General features: G+C 56.2%; 24 protein-coding genes and 2 pseudogenes. 11 read left to right on the plus strand and 15 right to left on the minus strand.

Annotated elements, in window-relative coordinates:
* From L861_RS20715 to L861_RS20755, 9 genes are all read right to left on the minus strand, one after another.
* On the minus strand, positions 1-909 hold a 909-nt coding region (locus L861_RS20715; RefSeq protein ID WP_016418618.1), incomplete at its 3' end, for a glycerate kinase type-2 family protein.
* Between the two features lie 864 nt (positions 910-1,773).
* Positions 1,774-2,637 (minus strand): sugar phosphate isomerase/epimerase family protein, encoded by an 864-nt coding sequence (locus L861_RS20720; protein ID WP_016418619.1) that lies wholly within the window; start codon positions 2,635-2,637, stop codon positions 1,774-1,776.
* Positions 2,634-3,803, minus strand: coding sequence for a dihydrodipicolinate synthase family protein (locus L861_RS20725; RefSeq protein ID WP_016418620.1), 1,170 nt, complete (start codon positions 3,801-3,803; stop codon positions 2,634-2,636). Before L861_RS20725 ends, L861_RS20720 begins: the two co-directional genes overlap by 4 nt.
* Positions 3,800-4,291, minus strand: coding sequence for a MaoC family dehydratase (locus tag L861_RS20730; RefSeq protein WP_016418621.1), 492 nt, complete (start codon positions 4,289-4,291; stop codon positions 3,800-3,802). The genes L861_RS20725 and L861_RS20730 overlap by 4 nt, the downstream gene beginning before the upstream one ends.
* Positions 4,292-4,306: 15 nt before the next feature.
* On the minus strand, positions 4,307-5,074 hold the full coding sequence (locus L861_RS20735) for an enoyl-CoA hydratase/isomerase family protein (RefSeq protein ID WP_016418622.1): 768 nt from the start codon (positions 5,072-5,074) through the stop codon (positions 4,307-4,309).
* A gap of 47 nt (positions 5,075-5,121) precedes the next feature.
* Positions 5,122-5,970 (minus strand): shikimate dehydrogenase family protein, encoded by an 849-nt coding sequence (locus tag L861_RS20740; protein ID WP_016418623.1) that lies wholly within the window; start codon positions 5,968-5,970, stop codon positions 5,122-5,124.
* 61 nt (positions 5,971-6,031) lie between these two features.
* Positions 6,032-7,021, minus strand: a complete 990-nt coding sequence (locus L861_RS20745; protein ID WP_081645915.1) for a TRAP transporter substrate-binding protein — start codon at positions 7,019-7,021, stop codon at positions 6,032-6,034.
* 46 nt (positions 7,022-7,067) lie between these two features.
* Positions 7,068-8,354 carry a TRAP transporter large permease gene (locus tag L861_RS20750; protein WP_016418625.1) on the minus strand — a complete coding sequence of 429 codons (1,287 nt, stop codon included), beginning with the start codon at positions 8,352-8,354 and terminating at the stop codon, positions 7,068-7,070.
* The gene (locus L861_RS20755; protein WP_016418626.1) at positions 8,354-8,890 is read right to left on the minus strand and encodes a TRAP transporter small permease; all 537 of its coding nucleotides are present in this window, start codon (positions 8,888-8,890) and stop codon (positions 8,354-8,356) included. Before L861_RS20755 ends, L861_RS20750 begins: the two co-directional genes overlap by 1 nt.
* A gap of 121 nt (positions 8,891-9,011) precedes the next feature.
* On the opposite strand from L861_RS20755, the pseudogene L861_RS25360 reads away from it, so the two are divergent.
* The 9 genes and pseudogenes from L861_RS25360 to L861_RS20790 form a co-directional block, all read left to right on the plus strand.
* Positions 9,012-9,715, plus strand: a pseudogene (locus L861_RS25360) (IS1634 family transposase); the annotation flags it as partial.
* A 194-nt stretch (positions 9,716-9,909) separates the two neighbouring features.
* Entirely contained in the window at positions 9,910-11,487 is a 1,578-nt protein-coding gene (locus L861_RS20765; RefSeq protein WP_016418627.1) for an acyl CoA:acetate/3-ketoacid CoA transferase, read from the plus strand.
* A complete protein-coding gene (locus L861_RS20770; protein ID WP_016418628.1) occupies positions 11,487-12,128 on the plus strand; it encodes a TetR/AcrR family transcriptional regulator in 642 nt (213 codons plus the stop codon). Before L861_RS20765 ends, L861_RS20770 begins: the two co-directional genes overlap by 1 nt.
* An 11-nt stretch (positions 12,129-12,139) precedes the next feature.
* Positions 12,140-12,343: a helix-turn-helix domain-containing protein gene (locus tag L861_RS25335; protein WP_161629074.1), complete on the plus strand. Its 204-nt coding sequence runs from the start codon at positions 12,140-12,142 to the stop codon at positions 12,341-12,343.
* Positions 12,344-12,730: 387 nt separating this feature from the next.
* Positions 12,731-13,057 (plus strand): annotated as a pseudogene (locus L861_RS24345) (transposase); the annotation flags it as partial.
* 308 nt (positions 13,058-13,365) lie between these two features.
* Complete coding sequence (locus tag L861_RS20775) at positions 13,366-14,355, plus strand: NAD(P)-dependent oxidoreductase (protein WP_016418629.1); 990 nt, start codon at positions 13,366-13,368, stop codon at positions 14,353-14,355.
* Positions 14,356-14,407: 52 nt separating this feature from the next.
* Positions 14,408-14,815, plus strand: a complete 408-nt coding sequence (locus L861_RS20780) for a hypothetical protein (RefSeq protein WP_035569038.1) — start codon at positions 14,408-14,410, stop codon at positions 14,813-14,815.
* Complete coding sequence (locus tag L861_RS20785; protein WP_236617185.1) at positions 14,812-15,438, plus strand: conjugal transfer protein TraG N-terminal domain-containing protein; 627 nt, start codon at positions 14,812-14,814, stop codon at positions 15,436-15,438. Before L861_RS20780 ends, L861_RS20785 begins: the two co-directional genes overlap by 4 nt.
* A 215-nt stretch (positions 15,439-15,653) precedes the next feature.
* Positions 15,654-16,868 carry an IS256 family transposase gene (locus L861_RS20790; RefSeq protein WP_035569142.1) on the plus strand — a complete coding sequence of 405 codons (1,215 nt, stop codon included), beginning with the start codon at positions 15,654-15,656 and terminating at the stop codon, positions 16,866-16,868.
* Positions 16,869-17,236: 368 nt separating this feature from the next.
* Here L861_RS20790 and L861_RS20795 read toward each other — a convergent pair whose 3' ends face one another.
* Positions 17,237-17,440, minus strand: a complete 204-nt coding sequence (locus L861_RS20795) for a helix-turn-helix domain-containing protein (protein ID WP_016418633.1) — start codon at positions 17,438-17,440, stop codon at positions 17,237-17,239.
* On the opposite strand from L861_RS20795, the gene L861_RS24630 reads away from it, so the two are divergent.
* A complete protein-coding gene (locus L861_RS24630; RefSeq protein WP_144063089.1) occupies positions 17,431-17,763 on the plus strand; it encodes an alpha/beta fold hydrolase in 333 nt (110 codons plus the stop codon). The two genes, L861_RS20795 and L861_RS24630, sit on opposite strands and share 10 nt — an antisense overlap.
* Positions 17,764-17,784: 21 nt before the next feature.
* On the opposite strand, the gene L861_RS20800 is transcribed toward L861_RS24630, so the two are convergent.
* Together L861_RS20800 and L861_RS20805 are read right to left on the minus strand one after the other, a co-directional pair.
* The gene (locus L861_RS20800; protein ID WP_016418635.1) at positions 17,785-18,459 is read right to left on the minus strand and encodes an HAD family hydrolase; all 675 of its coding nucleotides are present in this window, start codon (positions 18,457-18,459) and stop codon (positions 17,785-17,787) included.
* A gap of 930 nt (positions 18,460-19,389) precedes the next feature.
* The gene (locus tag L861_RS20805; RefSeq protein ID WP_016418636.1) at positions 19,390-19,689 is read right to left on the minus strand and encodes a hypothetical protein; all 300 of its coding nucleotides are present in this window, start codon (positions 19,687-19,689) and stop codon (positions 19,390-19,392) included.
* A gap of 165 nt (positions 19,690-19,854) precedes the next feature.
* Between L861_RS20805 and L861_RS20810 the strand changes: the two genes are divergently transcribed.
* Entirely contained in the window at positions 19,855-20,688 is an 834-nt protein-coding gene (locus L861_RS20810; protein ID WP_021029254.1) for a helix-turn-helix domain-containing protein, read from the plus strand.
* 836 nt (positions 20,689-21,524) lie between these two features.
* Here L861_RS20810 and L861_RS20815 read toward each other — a convergent pair.
* The 3 genes from L861_RS20815 to L861_RS20825 form a co-directional block, all read right to left on the minus strand.
* On the minus strand, positions 21,525-22,460 hold the full coding sequence (locus L861_RS20815; protein WP_016418638.1) for a DUF2971 domain-containing protein: 936 nt from the start codon (positions 22,458-22,460) through the stop codon (positions 21,525-21,527).
* 215 nt (positions 22,461-22,675) lie between these two features.
* Complete coding sequence (locus tag L861_RS20820) at positions 22,676-23,671, minus strand: IS481 family transposase (RefSeq protein WP_016418639.1); 996 nt, start codon at positions 23,669-23,671, stop codon at positions 22,676-22,678.
* 287 nt (positions 23,672-23,958) lie between these two features.
* Positions 23,959-24,258 (minus strand): hypothetical protein, encoded by a 300-nt coding sequence (locus L861_RS20825; RefSeq protein WP_016418640.1) that lies wholly within the window; start codon positions 24,256-24,258, stop codon positions 23,959-23,961.
* Between the last annotated feature and the right edge of the window lie 150 nt (positions 24,259-24,408).

Below are 24,408 nucleotides of genomic sequence, written 5' to 3' on the forward strand. Positions count from 1 at the left end.
GTCATCTCCGAGCAGGCGCACCTCGACGCCCTCCGCCTCGGCCGCCGCTCGCGCCGCCTCCAGGGCATCGCTAGCACGCGCCAGTACCGCCACCTCGTCACGGGCAAAACCGGCATCCGTGGCGCGCGGGGCGTCGCCGCTTCCCGCCAGGTGCTCACGCACTCCGGTCGGAATCTCGATACCGTATCGCTCGAGGATCGCCAGGGCATCGCTCGGCGTGGAGGCATCCGCGCGGGTCGGCCCCGAGGCGATCAACGAAGGCTCGTCGCCGGGCACGTCGGAGATCAGCCAGGTGAGCACCCGGGCCGGGTGGGCTGCCGCAGCCAGACGCCCCCCCTTGATGGCCGAGAGGTGGCGCCGCACAGTGTTAATCTCGCAGATCGGCGCCCCGGAATGCAGCAGCGCGCGGTTAAGCGCCTGCTTCTCGGCGAGACTGATGCCCGGGGCTGGCAGGCTCACCAGCGCCGAGCCGCCGCCGGAGATCAGGGCGATCACCAGGTCGTCCTCGGAGAGGCCCGCCACCGCTACCAACATGCGCCGGGCGGCCTGCTCGCTAAGGCCGTCGGGCATGGGGTGGGCCGCCTCCATCACCTCAATGTGCCGACACTCGGCGCCCTGCCCTTGAGGACCATGACCGTAACGAGTGACTACCAGCCCCTCCAGGGGAGCTTCGGGCTGGTGGAACTGCCAGGCGCGCTCCAGGGTCGCAGCCATGGCTGCGGCGGCCTTGCCGGCGCCCACCACCAGGGTACGACCGGCGGGAGGCGCTGGCAGTACACCAGGCAATAGGCTGTCGGGGTGGACGGCGCGCACGGCGCACTCTGCCAGCCCGCGCAGCCAGCTCGAGGCATCTTTCAGCGGCGCCGGTAGGGCGGGGTCGGGAGACGGCGGGGACGGTATGGCGATCATTGGGCACTCCTCTGCGACAAACGGATGGGACAACAAGAATTCGGGGTCGAAAAGAACTCGGCGGCAGGGCGCCTGTCGAATTTGGCTGATCTTCGCGAGGCACTCACCGTGGGTCAACGTTACTGTACAGTCCGGCAGGCTTCTAGAGACTAATGTCCTAATGAAAAATAACTTTTTGCATAAATGACTCAGAAGCCCTGTTACCATGGGCTACTGAGAAAAAATCAACTCGATGCATGTTTAATCGTAATTAATCATTACCATTCAGGCGCCGGCGCCATTATCAACTCTTTGCTTACGCGTTATTGATGGCCATTGCCAGTTGCCAATTGTAGTCTAATCAATGCCAGCCCAATAGACGCCTAAATTGACGGCCCAGTTCTGATGGAGCCTGGATAATTAGAGCCATCTACGGCATTCGGGCTATCGCTTGCTATTCTCGCCACTCTAAACACATCGACGCCGCTTCTGTCAGCTACATATATCCTCCACCTCAATGGTAACTGGATCAAAGTCGTCCAGCAGCTGCTCGAGCTTGAGATGATCATTGTCTTTACGAACTCCCGCACTCCTGTCAGAGGTGGGAGCGAGCACGACGCTAGCCGAGCTACTCGTTCGAGGTGATGCGAGCCCGGATGCTCTACACCATCAAGCACAACATGAAGGAGCCGCAGTGGCAGAACGCCCGGTGGTGCGGCGGAGTCGGTGTTGCCGATGCATTTCATCTCGCGGCTCCCGCTGATCTGAAGTCTCGCTAGCCTCACCGAAAGCGAACCATGTGGCGTCACCAGGCTTGGCGACCTTAGCGTGACTCAATGGCTATCATCGCCGAGGCAAACCGGACAGTGCAGAGCCGGAATGCCTTCATACGGGATCGGTGATGCTCAGGCGCTCACGCACGAATACACTTCTTTTTAGACAGGTTTGTACAACGTATTCGGGGTCTTGCCCCCACCAATAGCGGGAAAAAATCTCTACCTCGGGTAGACCACCAAAGCCACTCGCTTTGACACGATCCGCAAGCCAGGGTAAATCTATGATCCCGTCCCCCATCATGCCTCGATCTTCCAGCAAATCCTGGGTCGTATAAAGCCAGTCGTTAATATGAAAGCCGTGTAGCTGTTGCGATGTGACTCGCTCAAGAGAGTCCTCTAGATTAGGGTCCCACCAAACGTGGTAGGCATCGACAACCACGCCTAACCAGCCCTCTTTCGAGGGCTCAAGCCGTTCACAGATATCCAACGCCTGGGATAGCAGCGAGATGCAGCTTCGATCTGCTGTATACATCGGATGTAGAGGTTCAATCGATAACTTGACGCCCGCCTGTTTCGCATCAGGCAGAATTTCGGCGATTGCATCAATGACTTGTTGCCGTGCCGAGGGCAGGTCGCTGCTGCCTTCGGGGAGCCCGCCGCAAACCAGGACCAGAGACTTGGCACCAATAGCGTGTGCTTCCTCGATCGCAAGGCGGTTGTCGTCAATATGACGCCTGAACGCCTCCCCATCCTGCGCAGGGAACCCACCTCCGCGACAAAGACCAAGCGCGGGCAACCCAGCGTCTCGCAGGAGGCGTCCCGCCTTAGCCGGGCCATAGGCTTGGATCTCGTGACGCCACGGTGAAATGGCGCCCACTCCGAGACGGCTATAGCCGTCGACAGCCTGTGCCAGATCCCACTGGCGGCGGGTCGTCGCCGTGTTCAGGCAGAGATCAACTCTTGCTTGGTTCATTGCCAAACTCCATGAAGCTCGAGCAGTATCCGCATCCGTTCACGCGCCATTTCCGGATGGCTAAGTAGCCCGCAGTCGTTGGCGAGTGCGAAGACGCGCGAAAGGTGGAGAATGGAGCGCGCACCCTGCTGGCCGCCCACCATGGTAAAATGTTCCTGATGACCATTGAGCCAGGCGAGAAAGACGACACCCGTTTTGTAATACTGAGTCGGGGCGCGAAAGATCTCCCGCGCCAGAGCCACTGTCGGATCGAGAGTGGCGCGAAAGGTTTGTGTGTCCTGATCGCTCAGCGCCCGTAACGCGGCAGAAGCAGCCGGTGCGATGGGGTCAAAGATGCCCAACAGGGCATCGCTGTGGCTTTTGCCATCGCCGGCGATCAGCTCTGGGTAGTTAAAATCGTCCCCGGTGAACATGCTGACACCCACTGGTAAGCGGCGACGCATTTCGACCTCCAGCGCTTTGTCGAGCAGCGATATCTTGATGCCTTCGACCTTATCAGCGTGTTCGTGAATCACATCCAAACAGCGCGACATAGCCCGTTCAAGGTCGTGTTCGCCCCAATAGCCCGCGAGAGCAGGATCGAACATTGGCCCCAACCAGTGGAGAATGACCGGCTGGCGTGCCGCACTTAGAACTTCACGATAGACGAAGGAAAAATCTTCGTAGGACTTGGCTGAGGCGCTGAGCGCGCGGCTCGCCATGAGAATAACTCGCCCACCGCGCGTCTCGACGAACTCCAACTGAGACTGATAAGCCTCGACGATACGGGAAAGCGGCATCTCCTCGGCTGGCAAATGGTCGGTACCCACGCCGCTATAGACTTCCGCGCCCGGCAGCCCATGGGCTCTGTGCAGCGTCTCTGCGATGAGTTCCTGAGCGTCGCCCCAGCCGAGTCCCATTCCGCGTTGAGCTGTGTCCATGGCTTCTGCCACGCCCAACCCCAGGCTCCAGAGATATTCACGATAGCGCTGGGTGGCATCCATATCGATGGCACTCTGTGCAAACGGCACAACATCAATACGCGGATCGCACACCACATGCGCGGCCGAGAGCGCCTTGCGCGGCAGCGCCATCCCCAGTGTTGCCGTTTTGAACTGTGCCGGTGCGTTGAGCACTATGCGTTGCATCGCGCCATTCGCGGACGGGACATGGAGATCATGTTTCATGCGCTACTCCTGCATTCGAGCATCAGTGTCTTGACGCCTGAGTGGACGACGTCGCGCTGGTTCTTGAACACCGTGATCACAAGCTCCACGATGCCGCGATCACCGCGCTTCGTGCGTCGTATCGGTTTAAATCGAGCCTCGGCATGCACGCGGTCATTAATGAGCACCGGCGCCTTGAAAGACCAGTCCCAACCCAGCGCGGCCACGATTCTGGGTTTTACGGCAGAATTCATCATCAACCCATCGACCAGCCCCAGTACCAGAAGACCGTGGGCGATCCTTCCGGGAAAGCCCGCCTGCTGTGCCGTCACGTCGTCCAAATGAATGCTGAAGCGGTCCCCGGAGAGCCCGGCGAATCCGACCACATGGCTCTCAGTGACCACGATCCCTTCGGTAACGAAGTAGTCCCCTTCGATGAGGTCGTCGAAGAAGAGGTCACCGCTTTTCAGCAAGCGATCGTTTCGCTTTTCTTCATGGGTTTGCTGCACTGACATGTCCTCGAATTACTGGTGGCCGTCATCATCACTGCTCCGCGACCGAAAGCGTTCTAGACCTTCGACGTGCTCGCACATCGCGAAGCAGAGTGTGTTCATTTCGTTTTCGTAGCGCAGTCCCGAGGCCAGGTCCGCGGAAAGCGCCGCGCGTACGGAAGCCTTGACCGATTGAAGTGCGATGGACCTGTGAGCGGTCATCCCGATACAAAGGCCTCGGGCGGTGCCCTCGGCCTCCCCCGCGTTCACGACGTACTCGCAGAGACCGATTCGGTAGGCCTCGTAACAGTCAATCGTCTTGCCTGTAAGCAGCAAATTCATCGCCTGGCCGTAGCCGCAGAGCCGAGGCAGCAATTGCGAGGCACCCCCACCGCCGACCCAGCCGCGTGACACTTCGGGAAAGCCGAGTCGCGCAGTCTCGTCGGCGACACGTATGTCCGCCGCGAGCGCCATCTCGGCGCCGCCGCCGAGTACCCAGCCTTTCAGCGCGGCCACGACAGGCTTGTGAATGTCGCGAATAGCCGCGGCGTATTCACAGCGGTTGCGAAACGCCCACGCATTGGCGTAGTCGGCTAGCGATTGTAGGTCGCTACCGGCGCAGAACGCGCGAGGGCCAGCGCCGGTCAGAAGGACAGCAGTGACGTCGTCGTCGTCACTGGCGCACCGCGCCAACCGATAAAGCTCCGAAGCCATGGCCGGCGTCATGGCGTTCAACTTCTCGGGACGGTCGAGCCGAATCTCGGCAACCCCGTCCTGCACGACATAATGGATGAGATCCATACACGAACCTCCCCGACTATTTTGCCTTGAGGGTCATCGTCTGCGTGTTAGGACCCAGCCATCTCGGCGGGGCTGGCATCGAAGAATTCGGCGATCGCTTCGATCTGATTGTCGAGCATGAGATAGCCCGGCATGACACCGAGTCCTTTCGCCTCGCAGGCCGTGAGAAAAGCGGTGATCCGCGGCTTGAGCAGTATGTCGGCGACGTGCGCACCTGCACCGATACGTGCGGGGTCGGTCGGGAAAGCGTGATCGACGTTGCCGCCAGCAGGGCTTGCGTTGATCACGACGTCGAATCCGGCGGGGTCGTTGTCCACCGGCTCGGCATCGAACCCCGGCCAGCCACTGCGAAGATTAGCAACCAGGTGCTCGGCTCGATGTCGATCCCAATCATGGACGCCGATCGACCCAGCGCCGTGCTCGGCGATGGCATCGGCGATGGCGTGACCCGCGCCGCCCGCTCCGATGATCATCACGCGTTTTCCCCGCACCAAGCAGCCACTGGCCGCCAGGCCGCGCGCAAACCCCTCGCCGTCGAAGTTGTCGCCGTATAGCCGGCCCTGAGTAAATCGGATCGCATTGACCGCGCCGATACGCTTCGCCCTTGGCGTACAGTGATCCAGAAGCCTCAGCGCCTGCTGCTTATGGGGTACAGTGATGACGAGGCCCTGGAAATTACGAACTGCGCGCAAGCTCTTCACGACAGCAGTGAGATCCTCGGGCGCGACATGAAGCGGGATAAGTACTGCGTTGACGCCTAGTTTTTGGTAGCGCCGATTGAAGCGCTCCGGGGAACCCGCTTGATCGATAGGGTCTCCCACGATGGCGCATATCCGCGTCGCGCCGTTAAGGAAGTGGGGCTCGCGCCCCACCATGGATACATTGGAGGATTCCATGTCGTTCCTTACGTTCAAACTCAATTATCAATAGTAAGACGGGAACACTGATAGCGACTCATCATTGCAGCGAACGTACGGACTTGATCAAATCGGCGCCGACTTCCGACTCGTACTCATCGATGAGAGGGCTGACGGCTTCCCGGAACTCGCGCATGGCGTCCTCATCCAGTTCTACGACCTCAACACCCGAGGCGACAATCTGTTCGAGGCTATCGGACCACGCGGTCTGGATGTAATCGATCTGGTAGTTCTCAGCTTCGCGACCGGCTTCTAGAATGGCTTTCTGTGTCTGCTCATCGAAGGAATCAAAGCGATTCTTGTTCATGACGATCGCCATGACGGCAATTGAGTGCCGATCCAACGTGTAATGCTTGATGACGTCGTTCCAGCCCCAGGCCATCACGCTAGCGGGATCGTTCTCTCCGGCGTCGACAGTGCCCAACTGAAGCGCGGTGTAAAGCTCTGAAGAGGGCATCGGTGTAGGCCGCATACCGAGACGTTCGAACATATCGACATAGATTGGGCTTTCCATGGAACGGATCGTCAAACTCTGAAGATCTTCAACCGAATGAACGGGACGTTCGTTGTTGAAGATGCTTCTGAAGCCTGCGATGACAAAGGACAGAACCTCGACGCCATCATCACGCGCTTCATCTTTTAACTGATCGCCGATATCCCCTTGGATAACGCGCTTGTAGTGATCAACGTCGTTGAACATGTAGGGAAAATCGAAAATCTTGGACGAAGGCATCCATCCCTGGATATAAGTCGTCGCGGTGTTGGCAATGTCGACGGAGCCGCTTTTGGTCATTTCGGCGAGCTCACGCTCGTTCGAACCGAGGGCGCCAGAGTAATATCCCCTCACCGTCACTTCACCATTCGTCCTTTCTTCTATCGCGTCGCCTAAGACGTTCACATACTCGCCCATGTAGCCGCCGGTCGCTGGCTGACTACTGGCGAAGCGCAATTCTGTCGCACTGTAAACTTGGCTCGACAGGCTCAAGATGCCTACCAGCATGGTTGTTTTTACAATTTTAATATTTCGCATTTTTATCTTCCTCTACTGTGGATGGACTATCTCGTGGCGCCATTCGTTACGATTGCGCGAATTTTGGCAACCACTCTACTAGTGAAGGAACAAAGGCTACCACTACAAGCGCCGCAGCCATCGCGGCGATGAATGGCAGAAGGTCCTTCACAAATTTGTCGACGCTCAACCCGCTAATTGCCGAGCCCACGAAAATGCAGGAACCGACCGGCGGTGTTGCTAGCCCGATTGACAGCCCCATCACCATGACCACGGTGAAGTGGACATCCGAGATGCCAAATGAGGAAGCAATCGGCTGAAAAATGGGAGAAAAGATCAGAATGGCCGGCAGAGGGTCCAAGAAGGTACCGACAATTAAATAGCTGATCAGCATCAACGCCATGACACCATATGGGTTATCCGTGACCGTCATAATTGCGCCGGCAACAATTTCTGGTACGCCAGCAATGGCGAAAAACCAAGCCAATACCATCGAAGCGCCTAAGCAAATCATGATCGCCGAGAGCCTCGTCACTACCGTGATTAGACTTTGATACAACTCTCGAAGCGGTGGGATGCCCTTGATCAGCAAGGCGCCAACAATGATCGCGTAGACGACCGCTAGATTCGCAGCCTCCGTGGGAGTAACTAAGCCACCCAAAATCCCCCCGATGATGACGATAGGTATGCCCAATCCTGGCATACCAAACCAAAAGGCGCGGCCTCTTTCACGCCAGTTCATCTCGGCGGATTTCGGAAAGCCTTTTGTAAAACCGTATATGAGCGACACAATAAGCAGGCTAGAACCAGCCACTATGCCAGGGATGACACCACCTAAAAAAACGCTGGAAACCGACGTCCCGGTTGCCAGAGCAGCGACGATCATGATCCCTGAGGGAGGAATGATGACGCCAATTACGGACGAGATGACCGTTACGGCCGTGGCATAGGATTTGGTATACCCCTGTTTGACCATTGCCGGTATCATCATGCTCCCCACTGCTGAAGTATCGGCGCTAGCTGCGCCAGATATACCCGCAAAAAGCATACTTACCACTATATTGACATGACTTAGGCCGCCACGTATGTGTCCGACCATGGCGTTGGAAAACTTCATTAGCCGATCGAAAAGTGGCGTGAGCCCCATCAACTCACCGGCAAGCATGAAAAAAGGAATACACAGCAAAATATAGTTATCGGCTCCCCCGTAAAACTTCTGAGGAACGATAATGGTGGGTAGCCCGGGCTCGAAAACAAACAGGACAAAAAAAGCGGTACCCAGCATGGCATAAGCAATTGGAACGCCGATGCTTATAAGTACGAAAAAGCAGCTTAGAAGCGCTATCCCCGCCATTATTCGGACCCTCCTGATGATGCAGCTCTCGCCTCTCGAGCGGCCTGCGGGTTTGATGAGTACAAGTCTTTGAAATCTTCACATACGACACGCAGCCGGTTGACCAAAGTCAACGTCACCGATAGCGGCAGTGCGGCGTAAACGATGTAGAGCGGAATCTGAAGCGTCGTGGAATAGGCATTGAGACCGAGCTGTGTAAATCGCAGTCCTTGGAATAGCAAAAGTGCCAGCACTGTCAGAATAACGGCTTCACGAACGAAAAAGCTCAACCTCTGCAGGACGATAGGCATCTTCAGAACCAACATATCGATGCGAAAGTGAGCGCGCTTTCTCTCGACGACGGCTATACCAGAGAGTGATAGCCAGATGAATGCGAACCTAGCGACCTCGACGGTCCAGGGAACCGGAGTCGAGAGTACGTAACGACTTAGGACGCCCAGGGCGACGACCAGGAAACCGACGATCAACATCGTTACCGCTAACACTTCGCTGAAGATATCGATTGCTCTAAAGAAATTACGGCTAGGCTTTTGCAAGGTAATGCCTCCCGTTCCGGGCAATAGAGGGAAATTGTTGTTTGGCTCTTTTCAGCCTATTGTCCAATCAGCATGCTTACCGATCGATCAGTATGCAATCATACTTAAGTCGCACGTCATGATGGCATTGCAGAATCATCGGTTGATCGTGGCGCGCCGGCCAGAGGTCGCCAAGGTGCAGAGGGCCGCACGTAACCAGAAGGTCGAGGCTTTACAAGCCGATGCGCGCCAGTGGCTAGAGAGGCTGAATCACCAGGATGGCGAGCGCCACTATCGCGGCAGAAAGCTCTCCGATGCTGGGGTAATGGGCTAGGATCTACAAGACTGTCACTGACGCTCACCTCGGCCATATCCTCAAGGAAGACCTGACCAACGAGGCGTCCAACATCGTGCTCGATCAGCGGCTCCCGATCGCGCCTGCATGCTGGATGGCAAACTGCTGCTGGTCACCAAAATGCCTGACTACGACCCACAGGAGGTCGGAGAGCGCTACCGATCGCTGTCTGACATAGAGCGCGGTCTCCGGCTGTTGAAGAGCGACATCGAGTTTGTGCCGGTCTACCACCGGCTGCCGGATCGCATCCGTATTCATGCGCTGATCTGCTTCCTCGCCCTGGTGCTTTACCGCGTGCTGCGGATGCGTCTCAAGGCCAGTGGTAACCCACTGTCGCCGAAGCGGACGCTGGAAATTGCCCGCAAGATCCAGTTTCACCAGATCCTGCTTCACCATCGCGAGACGGCGAGCGGCCTGACCAAATTGAAGCCTGAACAACGTGACCTCTTCGGAGGCGGTTGGCCTCGGCACCTGCCGCATCACGCTTGTAGAGCCAATTTTGAAAAAATATTTCAGCAAAATCAGTTGTTTACGCTTCTATCCGTCGAACTCGGGAAACAAAGATCGCGCGTCAAGGATTGAAAATGGTCGCTCACACGTTATGATAAAGCTTACCGATCGATCAGTATTTTATCAAATTTGAGTTTAACCCAGTGACCTCTGTCACGGCTTTTGAGTGGTGATAATGATGCAAGTGATTGATGCAAAACAATCTTCTCAGTTAATAGGTGACGGCCAAACCGTGATCATTGGTGGGTCGGGGTCGGGCCATGCCGTTCCCGATGCCTTGCTGAAAGCCATCCAGGAACGTTACCTCGCAGAAGCTCACCCTCGCGGCATTACATCTATTCACCCGGTCGGTCTGGGGGATAGGGGAGAACTCGGAGCAAACCATTTCGCTCATGAAGGCTTGCTTAAGCGCATCGTCTGCGGCACGTTATCTGACGCCCCCAGCATCGCCGCGCTTGCCTCCCAGGATCTGGTTGAAGCCTACACGCTCCCCCAGGGCGTGCTATCACAGCTCACGCGCGAGATTGCTGGAGGCCGGCCCGGTCTCATTACCCACGTCGGGCTACACACTTTCGTTGACCCCCGCCTCGAGGGCGGACGTCAGAGCTGCTGGGATTCGGAGAGCCTTGTCGAGGTACTCGAACTGGATGGCCGCGAATGGCTTTACTACCGCGCCTTTCATATCGACGTGGCGCTGCTTCGCGGGACAACTGCGGACGAAGACGGCAATATCTCCATGGAAGATGAGGCCATCTGGGGCGAGATGCTCTCCATGGCCCAAGCGACCAAGAAATGCGGCGGTAAAGTCATTGTTCAAGTCAAACAGATGGCCAAGGCCGGCACGCTAGCGGCAAAAACGGTCAAGATACCCGGCATTTTAGTCGACTACGTCGTTGTTGTTCCAGACCAAATGCAGACCTTTCAGACAATGTATAACCCGTCCTACGCGGGTGCGCTCAAGGTTTCCACTTCCGGGTTTCCGCGACTAGCGCTTGATGCCCGCAAGATCGTCGCCCGCCGCTGCGCCATGGAAATAGCACCCGGCCTGATCTGCAATATCGGCTCGGGTATTTGTACCGGAGTGGGACTCGTCGCGGCTGAAGAGGACGTGCTCGATCAATTTACGCTGACCAATGAGCAGGGACTGATTGGTGGCGCACCGGCATTCGGTCTGGATGCTGGCGCCGCATGGAACTACGATGCTATCGTTGATCAACCCTATCAGTTCGACTTCTATGATGGGGGAGGTCTGGACTTGGCCTTTCTTTCATTCGTGGAGATCGATCCCACAGGCAACGTCAACATCAGCCGATTCAAGGATCGCATCATCGGCATTGGTGGCTTCGTCAATATCAGCCAGAATGCCAAATCGATGGTATTTGCAGGTACTTTCACAGCGGGTGGTCTTGAAACCTCGGCCGTCGGCGGTGAGCTTCGAATCGAAAACGAGGGCCGCTTTCGGCGCTTCGTCGAAACCGTCGAGCAGCTTACCTATAATGCCGAGTACGGCCTTTCGCGAGAGCAAGAGGTGACCTATATCACCGAGCGCGCTGTATTCCGTGCGACAGCTGCGGGGCTAGAACTAGTGGAATACGCTCCGGGAATTAATATTGAGCGTGACATCTTGGCACACATGGATTTCCAGCCGCTTATTTCTAAAGAACTTAAAGAGATGGATAGCCGGATATTCGTAGACAAACCCATGGGGCTCAATCAGAGCTTCCGGGATAAATATGCAATGGTAAATCAATAATGACATTCGATATTTTGCAATCCCCAAAGCCTGCTTCCAGAAGCACTCGCGATGCGATTAAATATATCGTAACTGAGATGCTGATTAGAAATGGTTATCGTGGGACGACCATGTCGAAGATTGCTAATGAGGCGGGTACGACAACGACCAACATTTTTTATCACTTCCAGAGTAAGAACGGCGTCATCGATGAGGTCGTTGCGGATTATGTTGAGCATACACTGAAAGTCCACGGCGCAATATGGCGCGATAACTCGATGACTTTGGAAGAAAAAATTTATAAGGTCGTCGAGTTCAATCGATCCCGTTATCTCAGATTCAACCCGTCAGGGGAAAGTGGAAATTCTTGGAGTCTAATCGCGCGTCTAAGGCTCGAGACAGATGTCATTAGCACCGACTCTCAGCACCAGCTCAACTACTTCAGCGAAGCACTATATAGCCTTGTGGTCGAAGCGATTAAATCAGCCTTGGCCAATGGAGAGCTGGCTGAAAAAATCGTGCCGAAGGAAGCCGCGATGGTTATAGCGATGGTCATCAATAGTTCGGCGCAATTCTCGACTGAAAAAGGCTCATTTAAGGAGCTAGAAATTCTTGTCGATGTGGTGTCAAAAATGTTCTTCGATGCCTATGGAAAAAGGTAGTTCAAGTGGGCGTGAGCCAGCAGGAGGTCGCCGAACGCCTGGAGGTCACGCAAGGCGCCGTCAGTCTGTGGGTCGCCCGAGCCCGAGAGGGTGGTGATGAGGCATTGAAGAGCCGCCCCCGTTCGGGGCGACCACCGGGTTTATCGCCTGACCTGGTGCCTCGCGTCCTAGCGGCGCTGGAGGAAGGAACTGGGCCCCGATGGGTTTGGCTATGAGGACCAACACTGGACGACACAGCGTGTCGCCAATGCCATCGCCCGGTAGACCGATGTCCACTACAGCAAGTCGTCGATAAGCGAGTTGCTGAGTAAATGGGATTGTCCTGACAGAAGCCCAAGCGACGGGATAGTCGGCGTGATGAAGCAACTATCGAGCACTGCCGGGAGGAACTCTGGCCAGCGTTAAAAAATGAAGCTGACGCTCAAGGCTAGACACTGATCTTCGTGGATGAATCGAGTTATCACCTCTTTTCTCATCATCAGAAGACCTTTGCGCCCGTCGGCCGGACGCCGGTCGTCAAAGGCAAGCGGGGGCAGACACCCCGGCATATGGTGGTCGGCGCGGTCTCCCCGGATGGCTGATCCTATTTCAGTTGGTCGACGGATAGCGTGAAGGGCGCCACGATCGTCAGGTGCCTGAAGACGGTGCTGCGCTATTGGTACGGCAAGCTACGGCTCATCTGGGACAATGCGCCGGTTCACCGGTGCCGAGAGGTGCGCGACCTGCTGAGTCGGCCCGAGGTGCAGTGCCGACTTCGGCTGGAGCCGCTGTCGCCCTACTCGCCGGAACTGAATCTCGCAGAAGCCTTGTGGAGCTGGATGAAGCGATGGTGCGTGAACCGAGCCTTCAAGACGGCATGGGAGTTGGGGCAGTGGCTTCGTCACACGGCACGAGCGATGAAGCGGCGGCGTGACCATGTCAGGCGATAGCTGGGCGCCTCGCCAATACATTAGAAACTATTTGGATGATAAGTAATAAAAAGAAAAATTTAACAAGTGACCAGTCATTATGTTGGTTAGTAACAGTCAGTAAAACTTTGACGTTTTGCTGAAACTTGGAGAATAACATGAACAACTTCGGCGCAATACTTACTCTCTGCATCACTTCGGGTGCCTTTTGGTCGCCGGTGCCGCCAGTGCAGATGTGCTGGAGAAATTCGTGAGAGTGGGAAGATCTGCATCGCGATGGACCTTGGGATTCCGCAATGGTCCTACAAGTTGGTCGGCGAGGAGGCCTGATGTTACGCATTCTTTTACCCCATCCTGAGTGGGAGCTGCGTCAGCTTTACGGCGACACACCGTTCGAATTGCTCTCAAAGATTGGGGAGCTAAAATTGAACGAGGGCGAGCATCATTGGGAGCGCGAGCGTCTCTATGAGGAAATCGAGGGCTGCGATATCGTCCATAGCTTCGGCGTAACGGTCGCAGATGCGGATTTCTTTGCCCATGCTTCTCATCTGCGGGCCTTCGTCCGGTGGGCGGTGGATTATCGCAATGTCGATGTTGACGCGGCTACGAAAGCCGGTGTGCTAGTCACCAATGGCCCCCCCGTCTTCACCGCCGGAGTGTCAGAGCTGATCATCGGGCTCATGCTAGACCTATCGCGGCGGATCACCGCCGGGGCGGAGCTGTATCATGCAGGCGAGACGCCCGCACCTGGCCTCTATCCGGAGCTTCGCGGCACGACGCTCGGTCTAATTGGCTTCGGCGAGATCGCCCGGTATCTCACCAATTTGGCCACGGCTTTCGGAATGACGATCCTCGCAGCGGATCCCTATGTGACAATCCGTGACGAGCGGGTGGAACAGGTCTCGTTTCCACAACTGCTGGCCCGGTCCGATCATGTGATCTGCCTGGCCAAGGCGACCGAGGAGACCGAGAAGATGATAAATTCCGAGGCTTTCGCGGCGATGAAGCAGGGCGCGTATTTTATAAATCTCGCGCGGGGCAATCTGGTCGATGACGCAGCTTTGCTTGCCGCGCTCGACAGCGGTCATCTTGGCGGGGCCGGGGTCGATGTTGGGCGCGAGTATCGGCAAATGCCTACTGTCGATGTCGCACGCCATCCCAAGGTCGTCGCCACCCCTCATATCGGCGGGCTGACGCCTGGCTCGGTTGAGGTGCAATGTGCCGCATCGGCCAAGCAGATCGCTGCGATTTGTGACGGCAAGCGCCCGGAGCGCTGCGTGAATCCCGAGGCAGCGTCATGGCTACCGCAAAACTCCTGATTTTCGCGGATCGGCCGGAAGGCGCGTGTGATTGTGCCTGATCGAGACGGCCATGGCCAGCATCCGCTCCAAGGTCGAGCACGGAATGGCGGCGAACGCCGCGATCCCGTGCTCGACCGACTTCCACTCGATCCGCACCGAACTCGATCTGCAGGCGATCAAGGATCCCGGCCTGCAGCGAGAAGTGGGGGAATTCCAACTCGCCTGTTTCGGCCATGCCCGCAATGAGTTGTTCCAGCAGGGCGGTCGCATCGAGGCCAGCCTGGCCCGGGATGTCGACTGGGTCGGCTCCCGCTACTTTTTTCTGGAGACCCCGGGCTTCTACGACAGCTTCTACGCCGGCCGCCCAATCCCGGGGTTTCCCTATGATGCCGAGCGCGACTCCACGACCAGATCGATCCTGGCTTCTGGGATGACTTCCGCAGTGTCTTTACTAGCAGTGAGGCGGAGGAGTACGTGATCCGCCGCATGGTGAGCCCGCGTTCCGGCGCCGCCAACGGCAACCTGGACCAGGCGGTGGTGGGGTATCGCAACCTGGATGGCGGCACCGTGGGGCAGGCCGTGACCTCGGCCGCGGGTGCTGTAGGCGGGGCTCTGGCGATGTTCCCCTTCGCCGCGGGGATGGACATGCTCAAGCAGGCCTTGCCGATGGTGCAGTCGATCCTGGTGATGGCGGCCATCGTCTGCCTGCCGTTCGTGATGGTGATCTCCAGCTACTCGTTCAAGGCGGCAGGTGTCGCTACCTTCGGTCTGTTCACCATCTGGTTCCTGACCTTCTGGTGGGAAGTGGCGCGTTGGCTGAATTCCAACCTGGTGGACCTGCTCTACAGCAGCGACGCTGCCAAGATGAGCTTCCTGGCCGCCGTCAACAACACCTACGACAAGATGGTGCCCCAGTTCGTGGAGGGAATGACGTTTCTGATACTCCCAACAATATGGATCGCAATGTTGGGATGGACAGGAATGAAAATCGGAGCCGAGATAGGAAGAAGCATCGGTGAAGGAGGAGGCAAAAAAGCTCAAGGTGCGGGTGAAAAAGGTGGAGACCAAACCCAAAAGATTGGATCAGGTGGAAAGTTATAATGGGACAGAGTATTGAAGGCCAGGAAAATCAGACCTTCAATACTCCGGATCTGCAGAATTTGGTGATCCACCTGGGTCACTAGAAGTTGGTACGTACCTCATAGGAAGGTGCGTGTCATCATCTTCCACTTCATGTGCTGGAGGCTGTAAACCACATTGTGTAACTGCCCACGAATGAGTAGCCTTTTCAAAAGGATACCATCGTGGGTAAACAATTGGACCAAGAAAAACTCAACGCCCTGGCCGCGGAACTGGCCAAAGACATCAAGTCCGAAAAAGACCTCGGAGCCCTTACACAGCAACTGGTCAAGCTCACCGTCGAGACGGCCCTCAATGCCGAACTGGACGAGCACCTTGGCTACGAAAAGCATGCCCCGGAAGGCCGGGGGACGGGCAACAGCCGCAACGGCTATTCTTCCAAGCGCCTGAAAGGGCAGCACGGAGACGTGTCGATCCAGGCGCCTCGGGATCGGGACGGCTCTTTCGAGCCCCAGTTCGTGCGTAAGGGCCAGTCCCGGCTGACTCAGATGGACGATCAGATCCTGGCCCTGTACGCCAAGGGCTTGAGCACTCGGGACATTGTGGATGCTTTCAAGGAGATGTACGACGCCGACATCTCCGCCACGCTCGTGTCCAAGGTTACCGAACGCGTGATCGAGCAGGTCCACGAGTGGCAGAACCGCCCGCTGGATCCGATCTATCCCATTGTCTATCTGGACTGCATTGTCCTGAAAATCCGCGAGAACAAGCAGGTGATCAACAAGTCACTATATCTGGCATTGGGCATTAACATGGAGGGCCAGAAGGAACTGCTGGGGCTGTGGCTTGCCGAGACCGAAGGCGCGAAGTTCTGGCTGTCGGTACTGACCGAACTGAAGAACCGTGGCCTGGAGGATATCCTGATCGCCTGTGTGGATGGTCTCAAAGGCTTCCCAGACGCCATCCAGGCCGAATACCCCCAGACCAAGGTCCAGCTGTGCATCGTGCACATGGTCCGCAACTCGCTGCGGTATGTGTCCTGGAAGGACTACAAGGCGGTCACGAAGGATCTGAAGCAGATCTATCAGTCAGCCACCGAGCACGAGGCCGGACAGGCGCTGGAGGTCTTCGCCGAACGCTGGGATGGCCAGTACCCGCAGATTGCCAAATCCTGGTACAACCACTGGGATAATCTGATTACCTTGTTTGGCTACCCGCCAGCCATTCGAAAGGTGATCTACACCACCAATGCTATTGAGTCGCTCAACAGCGTCATCCGCAAAGCGACCAAGCGCCGGAAGCTGTTTCCTAATGATGAGTCGGCTCTGAAGGTGGCGTTCCTGGCCATCCAGCAGGCCTCGAAGAAATGGACCATGCCGATCCGAGATTGGAAGCCGGCGCTGAACCGCTTTATTATCGAATTCGGTGACCGCCTGGACGGTCACCTGTAATGGGGTGGGCAGTTACACAGATTTATTTACAGGCTCCATGTGCTGTCCTGCCACGGGGTTGCAAGAGAGCTTTGTACGCATTCTTGCCCGCCTCAAGTGACGCAGCACCGAGCGTGCGCACAAGACCCTTTGTTTCCCCATTGCCGAATAGCAGGGCAGACGTGAAGGCTACAGAGCCTTTCAGCAGCTGCTTGGCAGTCTGGTGGTGTTCACCGGCTTTTTTACGGGGTAGCCGTTCTCTGAGACACATGGCGCCCTCCCATGGATGAACGACGTCAAACTATTAGCTTAGTCAGCCAGGGAAGGGTGGGCAAATTCGACTTCAGAGCCCGTCAGGACAACTCCGTCATATGCTCGATCGTTTCAGGTTACTTCTGGACAAGACGGATCATCGTCTTTGCCTGAGCATTGGGATTGGCGCGTCCTTGCTCCCAGTTCTCCAGGGGCCGCTTGTTGGTGCGGAGATATATGGCGAAGACGCCTAGCGACATATGCAGGCGCTCACGAAGCTCGACGAACTCTTCGGAAGCGATATCGGGCACTTCTTCGATCTTCACCTTGTGTGAGTGCATCAGCCTATGACCCAACGGCCACTGGCCCGGAGGATATCGATGAGTATGTACGTACCTATGCCTCTTCCGGCGGCCTAAGTTCGGGATTCGCCTTCAGTCGAGCTATCGATCGTTCCGCTGAACAGGTGAAGGCTGCAGCTCAAGGGAAGATGGCCCCCATGTTATTCCTTGGCAGCGAAACGACGTTGCAAGATGTGTTCGCCGAACCGCTCAAGCAGATTGTCACGAATGTTCAAGCTGTTGTCGTGCCACATTCCGGCCACTGGATGCCCGAGGAGAACCTCGGCGTCTTTACCGAGCAGTTGCTGTCGTTCCTTGAATAGGGGCAACACCGTTATAGATGGCTATCTTCGTCCGCCGACTTCGTCAATGTGGCGCAGCAGATCTGCCGGATCCTCATAGACACGAATGGCCCCCGCCTGGCGTAGCTCATCGGGTCCGTAACCGCCGCTGAGCAGCCCGACGCCCAATGCCCGGCAGCGTGTCGCCGCGAGCATGTCCCAGATGCTGTCTCCAATGACCATGGCAGTCTCGCATGGTTTGCCAAGCCGCTCGGCAGCTGCGACGAACAGGTCAGGATCGGGCTTTGCGAAGTGGACCTGGTCACGGGTGACGACAGGCGTACGATCCGGATCGACCCCGAGCGCCTCCAGATTGACGGCTGCCGTTTCCATGCGGCCACTGGTGGCGATAGCCCACGGAATTCCGTTATCCGTCAGCCATGTCAGTAACTCGCGCGCCCCTGGTAATGGGCGAACGTTGCTCGCATGGCGTTGATAGGCAGCGGCATGGCCGCGTCGCAGTCGCTCTACACGTTCCTCGCTGATATCGAGTCCTGTCTCACGCAGGAGCTGGTTGGTAAACAGACCACCGCTCATGCCGATCTTGCGGTGGATGCGCCAGACGGATAGGTCGATTCCCTCTGCATCGAGTGTTTCCTTCCAGGCAATGACGTGCTGGTAAACGCTATCGACGAGCGTGCCGTCGAGATCGAAGAGGAAGACGGGTTCGATACGCATGGTGTTCTCCTGAGCAAGTCCGCCCGATTCGTGAGTCCTGCCATGCCGCTAGCTTATCAGGAAGCCAACCCTGAAATGGGCCCAACAGCGGCGGCGGAGTCCGTGTTTCTGGCTCTTGAACGATGTGTGTCGGGGTCTGTCTTATACTTTAGTTGAGTGAATCGATTAATCTACGAGGTATTTTATGACGACTTCATCATGCACTCCTACGGTCGTACAAGCCGAATGGCTTTCATGTGCCCTGGCGCGAGTAGCGCTTGAGCGCGCTCTACGAGAGTGGTTCGAGACTGGATCGGTACGGATCGGTAGCTGGAGATAACACTCGGAGGGCGGTTAGAAAGACCAATGCACTGAGTCTGGCGGAGCTATGGGCCCGGTGCGGAATCCTTGATGGAGGACAGGCAGTATCTTGGCGAACGGGATTCGTAAGGTGCTCGCTAGTTCTGTATTGCCCATCTTGATCGGGAGGCAGTCATAGGAAAAGGTCCAATTGGTGGCGCTAGACAGGGGGTGGTGATTTTTTGCGTGCGCCAGGCATGGCTGTAGCGCCTGCAGGGAACTGCTCTCAAGGGGCCTCAGCGTAACCCCCTTTCCAGACACTACTCGTCGCAGCGTAAACGAGCCCATCGTTCCCTGTTCTTTCCAGGTGAACTCGACACGATTTCGGGCGTCGGCATCTTGATGTTGCCGGTCAGTAGGAGAGGCCGGTCATCTGTCTCAACTCCGGCAGTCATCGTATCTTTCCATCGGAACGCCATCTGTCACAAGTCGACAGGACCTCTTGCAGGATGCATGTTTCAGTGCGCCTCTGTTCGGCGAAAGTGACCAGCAAGGGATGTAACTCCGCGGTAGTGTTGATGCGTTGCTATTGTTCCGAGACGCGCCGGGAGCGCTCGGCTTCGGTGCTCAAGCGTTTGAGCGCATTAATGGTCATGCCATGGTGGGTGAGGAGCCGGATGTGATTTGCCTGTGAGTCATAAGGTAGTTGCGCGCCTTGTAATCAGCTGACAAGTCTAGTCGTTGGGCGAATAGCTTGAATTCATTAAAGTGCTGCTCGCACACGGCTCCCAGGGCGGCCATCAGATGACTGATGCCCAACCCGAAGGGCAGGAAACAGAACGCCATATGGCGATTACAGTTCATTTCTCGATGCTCGTGATCGCTGGCGAGCGCGAGGAGCTCTGTCGTTCCCAGGATGGGCTCGTGGCTTTCCGATCCGACTTGTTCCATGGACTTGGTGGATTCTCGCGGCTCCATGCGGCGAGCTGAAATGTAATTAATTGTGTATTATAGTGTCTAAGTGAAATTAAGAATAATCGACTTTTGGCTTATCGTGCCTCCCCTGGCCGATCCGCAGCCTTACGAGGCGGGAAGCACGGTGCCTCGGAGATGCCCATGTCGTTCCGAGCCACTGACCACCGGTGCCATGCGTTCACCCTGGCCCGCTGCCGAACTTGCGCACAGAATTCTCGATGCTTGCCCCTGTCGTTGGGTATCCATGATGTTGCAACCATCAATGACACGATCCGTTTTCACAGCCCGCTGAGAAAAGGGGAGAGCTTGGTTCGTCAGGAGGACCCCTTCACCAGCATCTTCATGGTTCGCTCGGGTAGCCTCAAACAAGTCATCGATGAGGAGGGAGGCACCCAGTTGACCAACTTCTATTTACCCGGTGAATTGGTGGGGCTGGATGGGATCGACGATCCCTGCTATCCGGGCTCGATTATCGCCTTGGAAACCAGCACGGTTTGCGAATTCCCGTTCCACCGGCTCGATGCCTTGTCCGAGAAAGCCTCCGGGTTACGCCGATACCTCTATGGTCGCATCAGCAAGGAGTTGAGATCCGAGCACCGCCTGCTAAGGCTGCTGCTGGGGAAGACCTCCGATGCGCGCCTGGCCTTCTTCCTGTGTCATCTATCAGAGCGGTTTCACCGCCAAGGCTTTTCCGCCTATCGTTTCCGGCTTTCCATGTCCCGGGGGGATATTGCCCACCATCTGGGATTGGCGGTGGAAACCATCAGTCGAACCGTGAGCCGTTTTCAGCGGAAGGGCATGATTTCCGTGAAAGGCCGAGACGTTGATATCCTGGATATGCCCTCCCTTATGTCTTTGGCTGCAGGAGCGGGTGAGGGAGGTGTTAATCCTGATACGGTCCGGGGGAGAGGCAACCCCAAGGGGCGCCAAGAGGAGAAACGACCTCATGAATCGGGCCGCCGACCCCATTGTTGAAAAGCCAGCCATTGATGCCGTGTTAACACACGGCCTCAATGGCCGGAACAACAACGCAATGAGAGGCGATCTATCTCGCGAGCCTTGCAGGGCGGCACGCAGACCTGGGCATCTCATGAGTGATATCGGCGTCACAGGGAAACAGTTGAGCGTTGATCGATTGATACCTGTCATCTTGTCTGCTGGTTGTCAGAAGCTGCAGCCTGTTGGCCGGGCGACGGGCATGCCCTTGGCAGTGGGGGGCCGCCCAACTGTTGCGACCTCACTCGACAGTTCAACACCCAATCGACACAGACCGCCTCACATGTAGTGACTTACGGGTAAGTGCATGCATCACCATAGGCATCGTCGGTCATGCACTGCGTTGTACCCGGCGCCAGGGATGGCTATCGGTCGCCGGGAGTGAGGTTTACATCTAGGACCTGCCGGCCCTCGTTGTGCTGGCGACAGGAAACCGTGAGATACCACCAGCCGGTCACCGTGCAGATGTTTCTCGATGACCTCGTGACCCGCACCTGGATGCCACTCCACACGCTATCGACTCTCTGACCCAAGGGGCGTGCCACCGGCTGAATGTGGAGGCCTGATCTCGCGTGAAAGCCAAGTCTGCACAGGACTGCCTCACTCCCGCACGAACACGATGTACCTGACTGTGACCGGAGTGACATCCAAAAGGCCGCCCCAAACGGCAAAAAGGCAAAAGGCCGCAAGGGAAGGGCGGCTCAAGGGCAAGGGGCTTACCCGGAAACAATGAGAGTGAGGCGAATCTCAAAAGGCTAAAGGGGGAAGCGGTTCTCCCTCCAGTCTTTTGTCAACTTTTTGCTCTTTCTATTGTTTTATTTTACTGAGCTGAATTCCTCAAGTATTGTGCGAGCACGCCTTGGATAATGAACAAGAAGCTCATCAGCATCAATTTCACATTTTATGATTTCAAAGCTTCCTCTTTTCGGACGCATCTCATAGAAATGTACATCTTTCTGGCGCCCGGAAAGCATCTTTATGACAGAGTACATGATTGTTGGCTCACAACGCATTCCGAAGATAACTTCTTCAAGTTCTAGCGGTGAATCCTGCAGACCCTGAGTGCCAATCAGGCGCCATTCGCGTTCGTAATTCCACTCTGGGGACTTTCGTAATAATGCTGCTTTGTCAACGTAGGCGCGGGCTTTATAGTCGTCATCAAGCATAGCAGAAATAGTACTTGCTTCTATCAATCTGCTACCACCGTATTCGACCTTGTGAACCTGATCGGATGTATCTGGCTGGATTGAATAACCTACACATATCCCTTTGTGTTGATCACCATAATGACTCCACATTAACGGGCAATCGCTACGTTCCGCAAGGGATACTATGCCCCTGTTAAATTGGCGAAGTAGCTCGTCTTCCACGGATAACGTTAGCAAATACAGTTCTGGATCATCAATTAGGTAGTCTGGATCGGTGGCAAGATAGCGGATATTGTTTATCAGCCTTTCTGCTTCCAAGCGACTGTGTTTTGTGATGTGCTCAATGGTCTTGGGTCCCCGATACTTTATGGATTTGGCCGCAGCCGTCATCCTTTCCTTTGTTCGATGCTCTACCAATTGACGTAGAATGCCTTCAAGCTTTTGGATTGAAATGTCAGCATTCACACAAGGCTTTGAATCAAATGGGTCGTTGAACGTGCTCGGGTCAGCGAAGTAAAGTTTGTCCGATACCAGCATGTCAATGGTCAGATTGCCAAATGACCGGTATTTGTATAGTCTGTCGGGAAGTGTGTCGCACTGCATAAGGCTACCCCCTCTTCTTACCTTGTTGGAGTTTTCATTTAAAGATAAGTGGTTCGCATGTAAGAATAGGGTTGCCTCGTGATTTAGGCTATATGATTTTTTGTTTAGGCTCATCAGTTGTTTAGGTGGTGAAAACATCCGGAAAGATCAACATTGTTCTCCGCCCACAGTTTTATTGTTGATCGAAGCATCCAGATAGTGACGGTCTGAGTAGATCATGGGTAGGTGTCGGGTCCCGGGTGATTGATTATCCGTTTGTGAAATAACTCTGGCCGCTTGGTTTGCCAGTCTTTCATCGCGGCGATAGGCGGCTGGTGATGCAGTGCCTTCTGCGGGATGTGGTGATTGTACAGCCAACAGTAGCGCTTCAGGGTCTGCTCCAAGTCTTCTCCTGACGCATACCGCCGTGTCGTCAGGACATTGCTGATACGACCATTGAAGCGCTCGACCATGCCGTTGGTCTGTGGCCGTCCCGGTTTGATCAGACGATGCTGGATGCCGTGCTGCTGGCACTCCTGATCGAAGGGATGGTGGCCACTGGGCGTCCGCTCCCCCGCCCGAGTGAAGCGGTCGGTGAAGGACTTGCCGTTGTCGGTCAGCACCTTCTGGACCTTGAACGGCGCCTTCTCGACTACATGCTTCATGAACGATCGGGCGTCCTGAGCCGACTGACTGCTCCGCACCTCGAGATAAACCCAGCGTGTCGCCCGGTCGATGGCCACGTACAGATAGCGTTTCTGCCGCTCATCGGGCATCTGCGGCAGGTACTTGATATCGATGTGCACGAAGCCTGGCTCATAGTCTCGAAACGGCTTGTGCTTGGGTGCCTCGCCGTCCTCAGTATCTCGTCTGGCCAATTCAGCCAGCGTCGGCACCTCGCGTCGCTTGAGCATCCGATGCAAGGCGGAACGCGACAGTTGGGGGGCGAGGAACTCACGGGCCACCACCAACAGATCATCCAGGCCCAGACGCAGGAACTCCCGCGCTGCGATCAGCACGGCTTCCTGCTCAGTGGTCAGCGTCGCCAGTAACTTGTGTCGCGTGTGAGAACGGTCGTGAACATCGTTTCGGTACCGCCAGCGGCGAATGGTCGAGTCGGAGACGCCGTACTGGCGAGCCAGCTCACTATCGCTGATGCTGGCAGGCGCCGCCTGGATTTCGGCGCGGATCTTGGGGGTGGTCATCGCCTGCTTATGCAGTTTGATGTCCATATCCGTGCTCCCGAATGACCTGATGAAGAAGCTCCTTGGCTGCCAGCAAAGGATAGCTTCTATAGTTCAGTCGATCATCCGGAACCCCACATCTTAGGGCTAATATGCTGATAAACAAGGAAAAGGGGTTGTCATATCGGCGACCTCTGTCCTTCCGCCACTTTTTTGTTAAAACCAGCCTTTTATGGCTGGATTTGTCGTTTATCCGCCCAACTAAAATGAGTAGAACAGCCGAGTTGGGGGCCCTACTCCTGGCTTATTCCCGGGGGAGTACCAGCCCCGGCGATTTATGAAGCAGCATCCTCACAAGCAAACTGCATCATCTGCACAATCAAGGAGATGCTGTAATCCCCTGGCGCATATATATAGCCAACCCCCTCATAAAAAGCCGCCTTCAAGCCCGGCGGCAGCTCGTCATTTCGCCCTATACCTTGGAGTACCTGGCGTTCGGTAGCACCTTTCGCCTTCAAATCCTGCATACTCATGACGGCCTCCGTCAGAATTTCCCGACCCGCCACCTCCGTGCATGGCTCAGCGCTCCAAGCCAATGCGGGGACAAGCCCCACCAAAAGCATCAACTTTCTCATCGCTGGTGTCTCCTGCTGCTGGTTATGTCCTGACATTTAGTGCACTTTTCAATGATCACCCCCCCCCCAGCCCCCGGGTGGATATTCTCGCCTTCCTCGGCAAGACGCAGGCTCCGGCTACCTGATCTGGGCTATGGACGCCGGCGCTAT

The organism is Litchfieldella anticariensis FP35 = DSM 16096, from assembly GCF_000409775.1.
GTDB lineage: Bacteria > Pseudomonadota > Gammaproteobacteria > Pseudomonadales > Halomonadaceae > Litchfieldella > Litchfieldella anticariensis.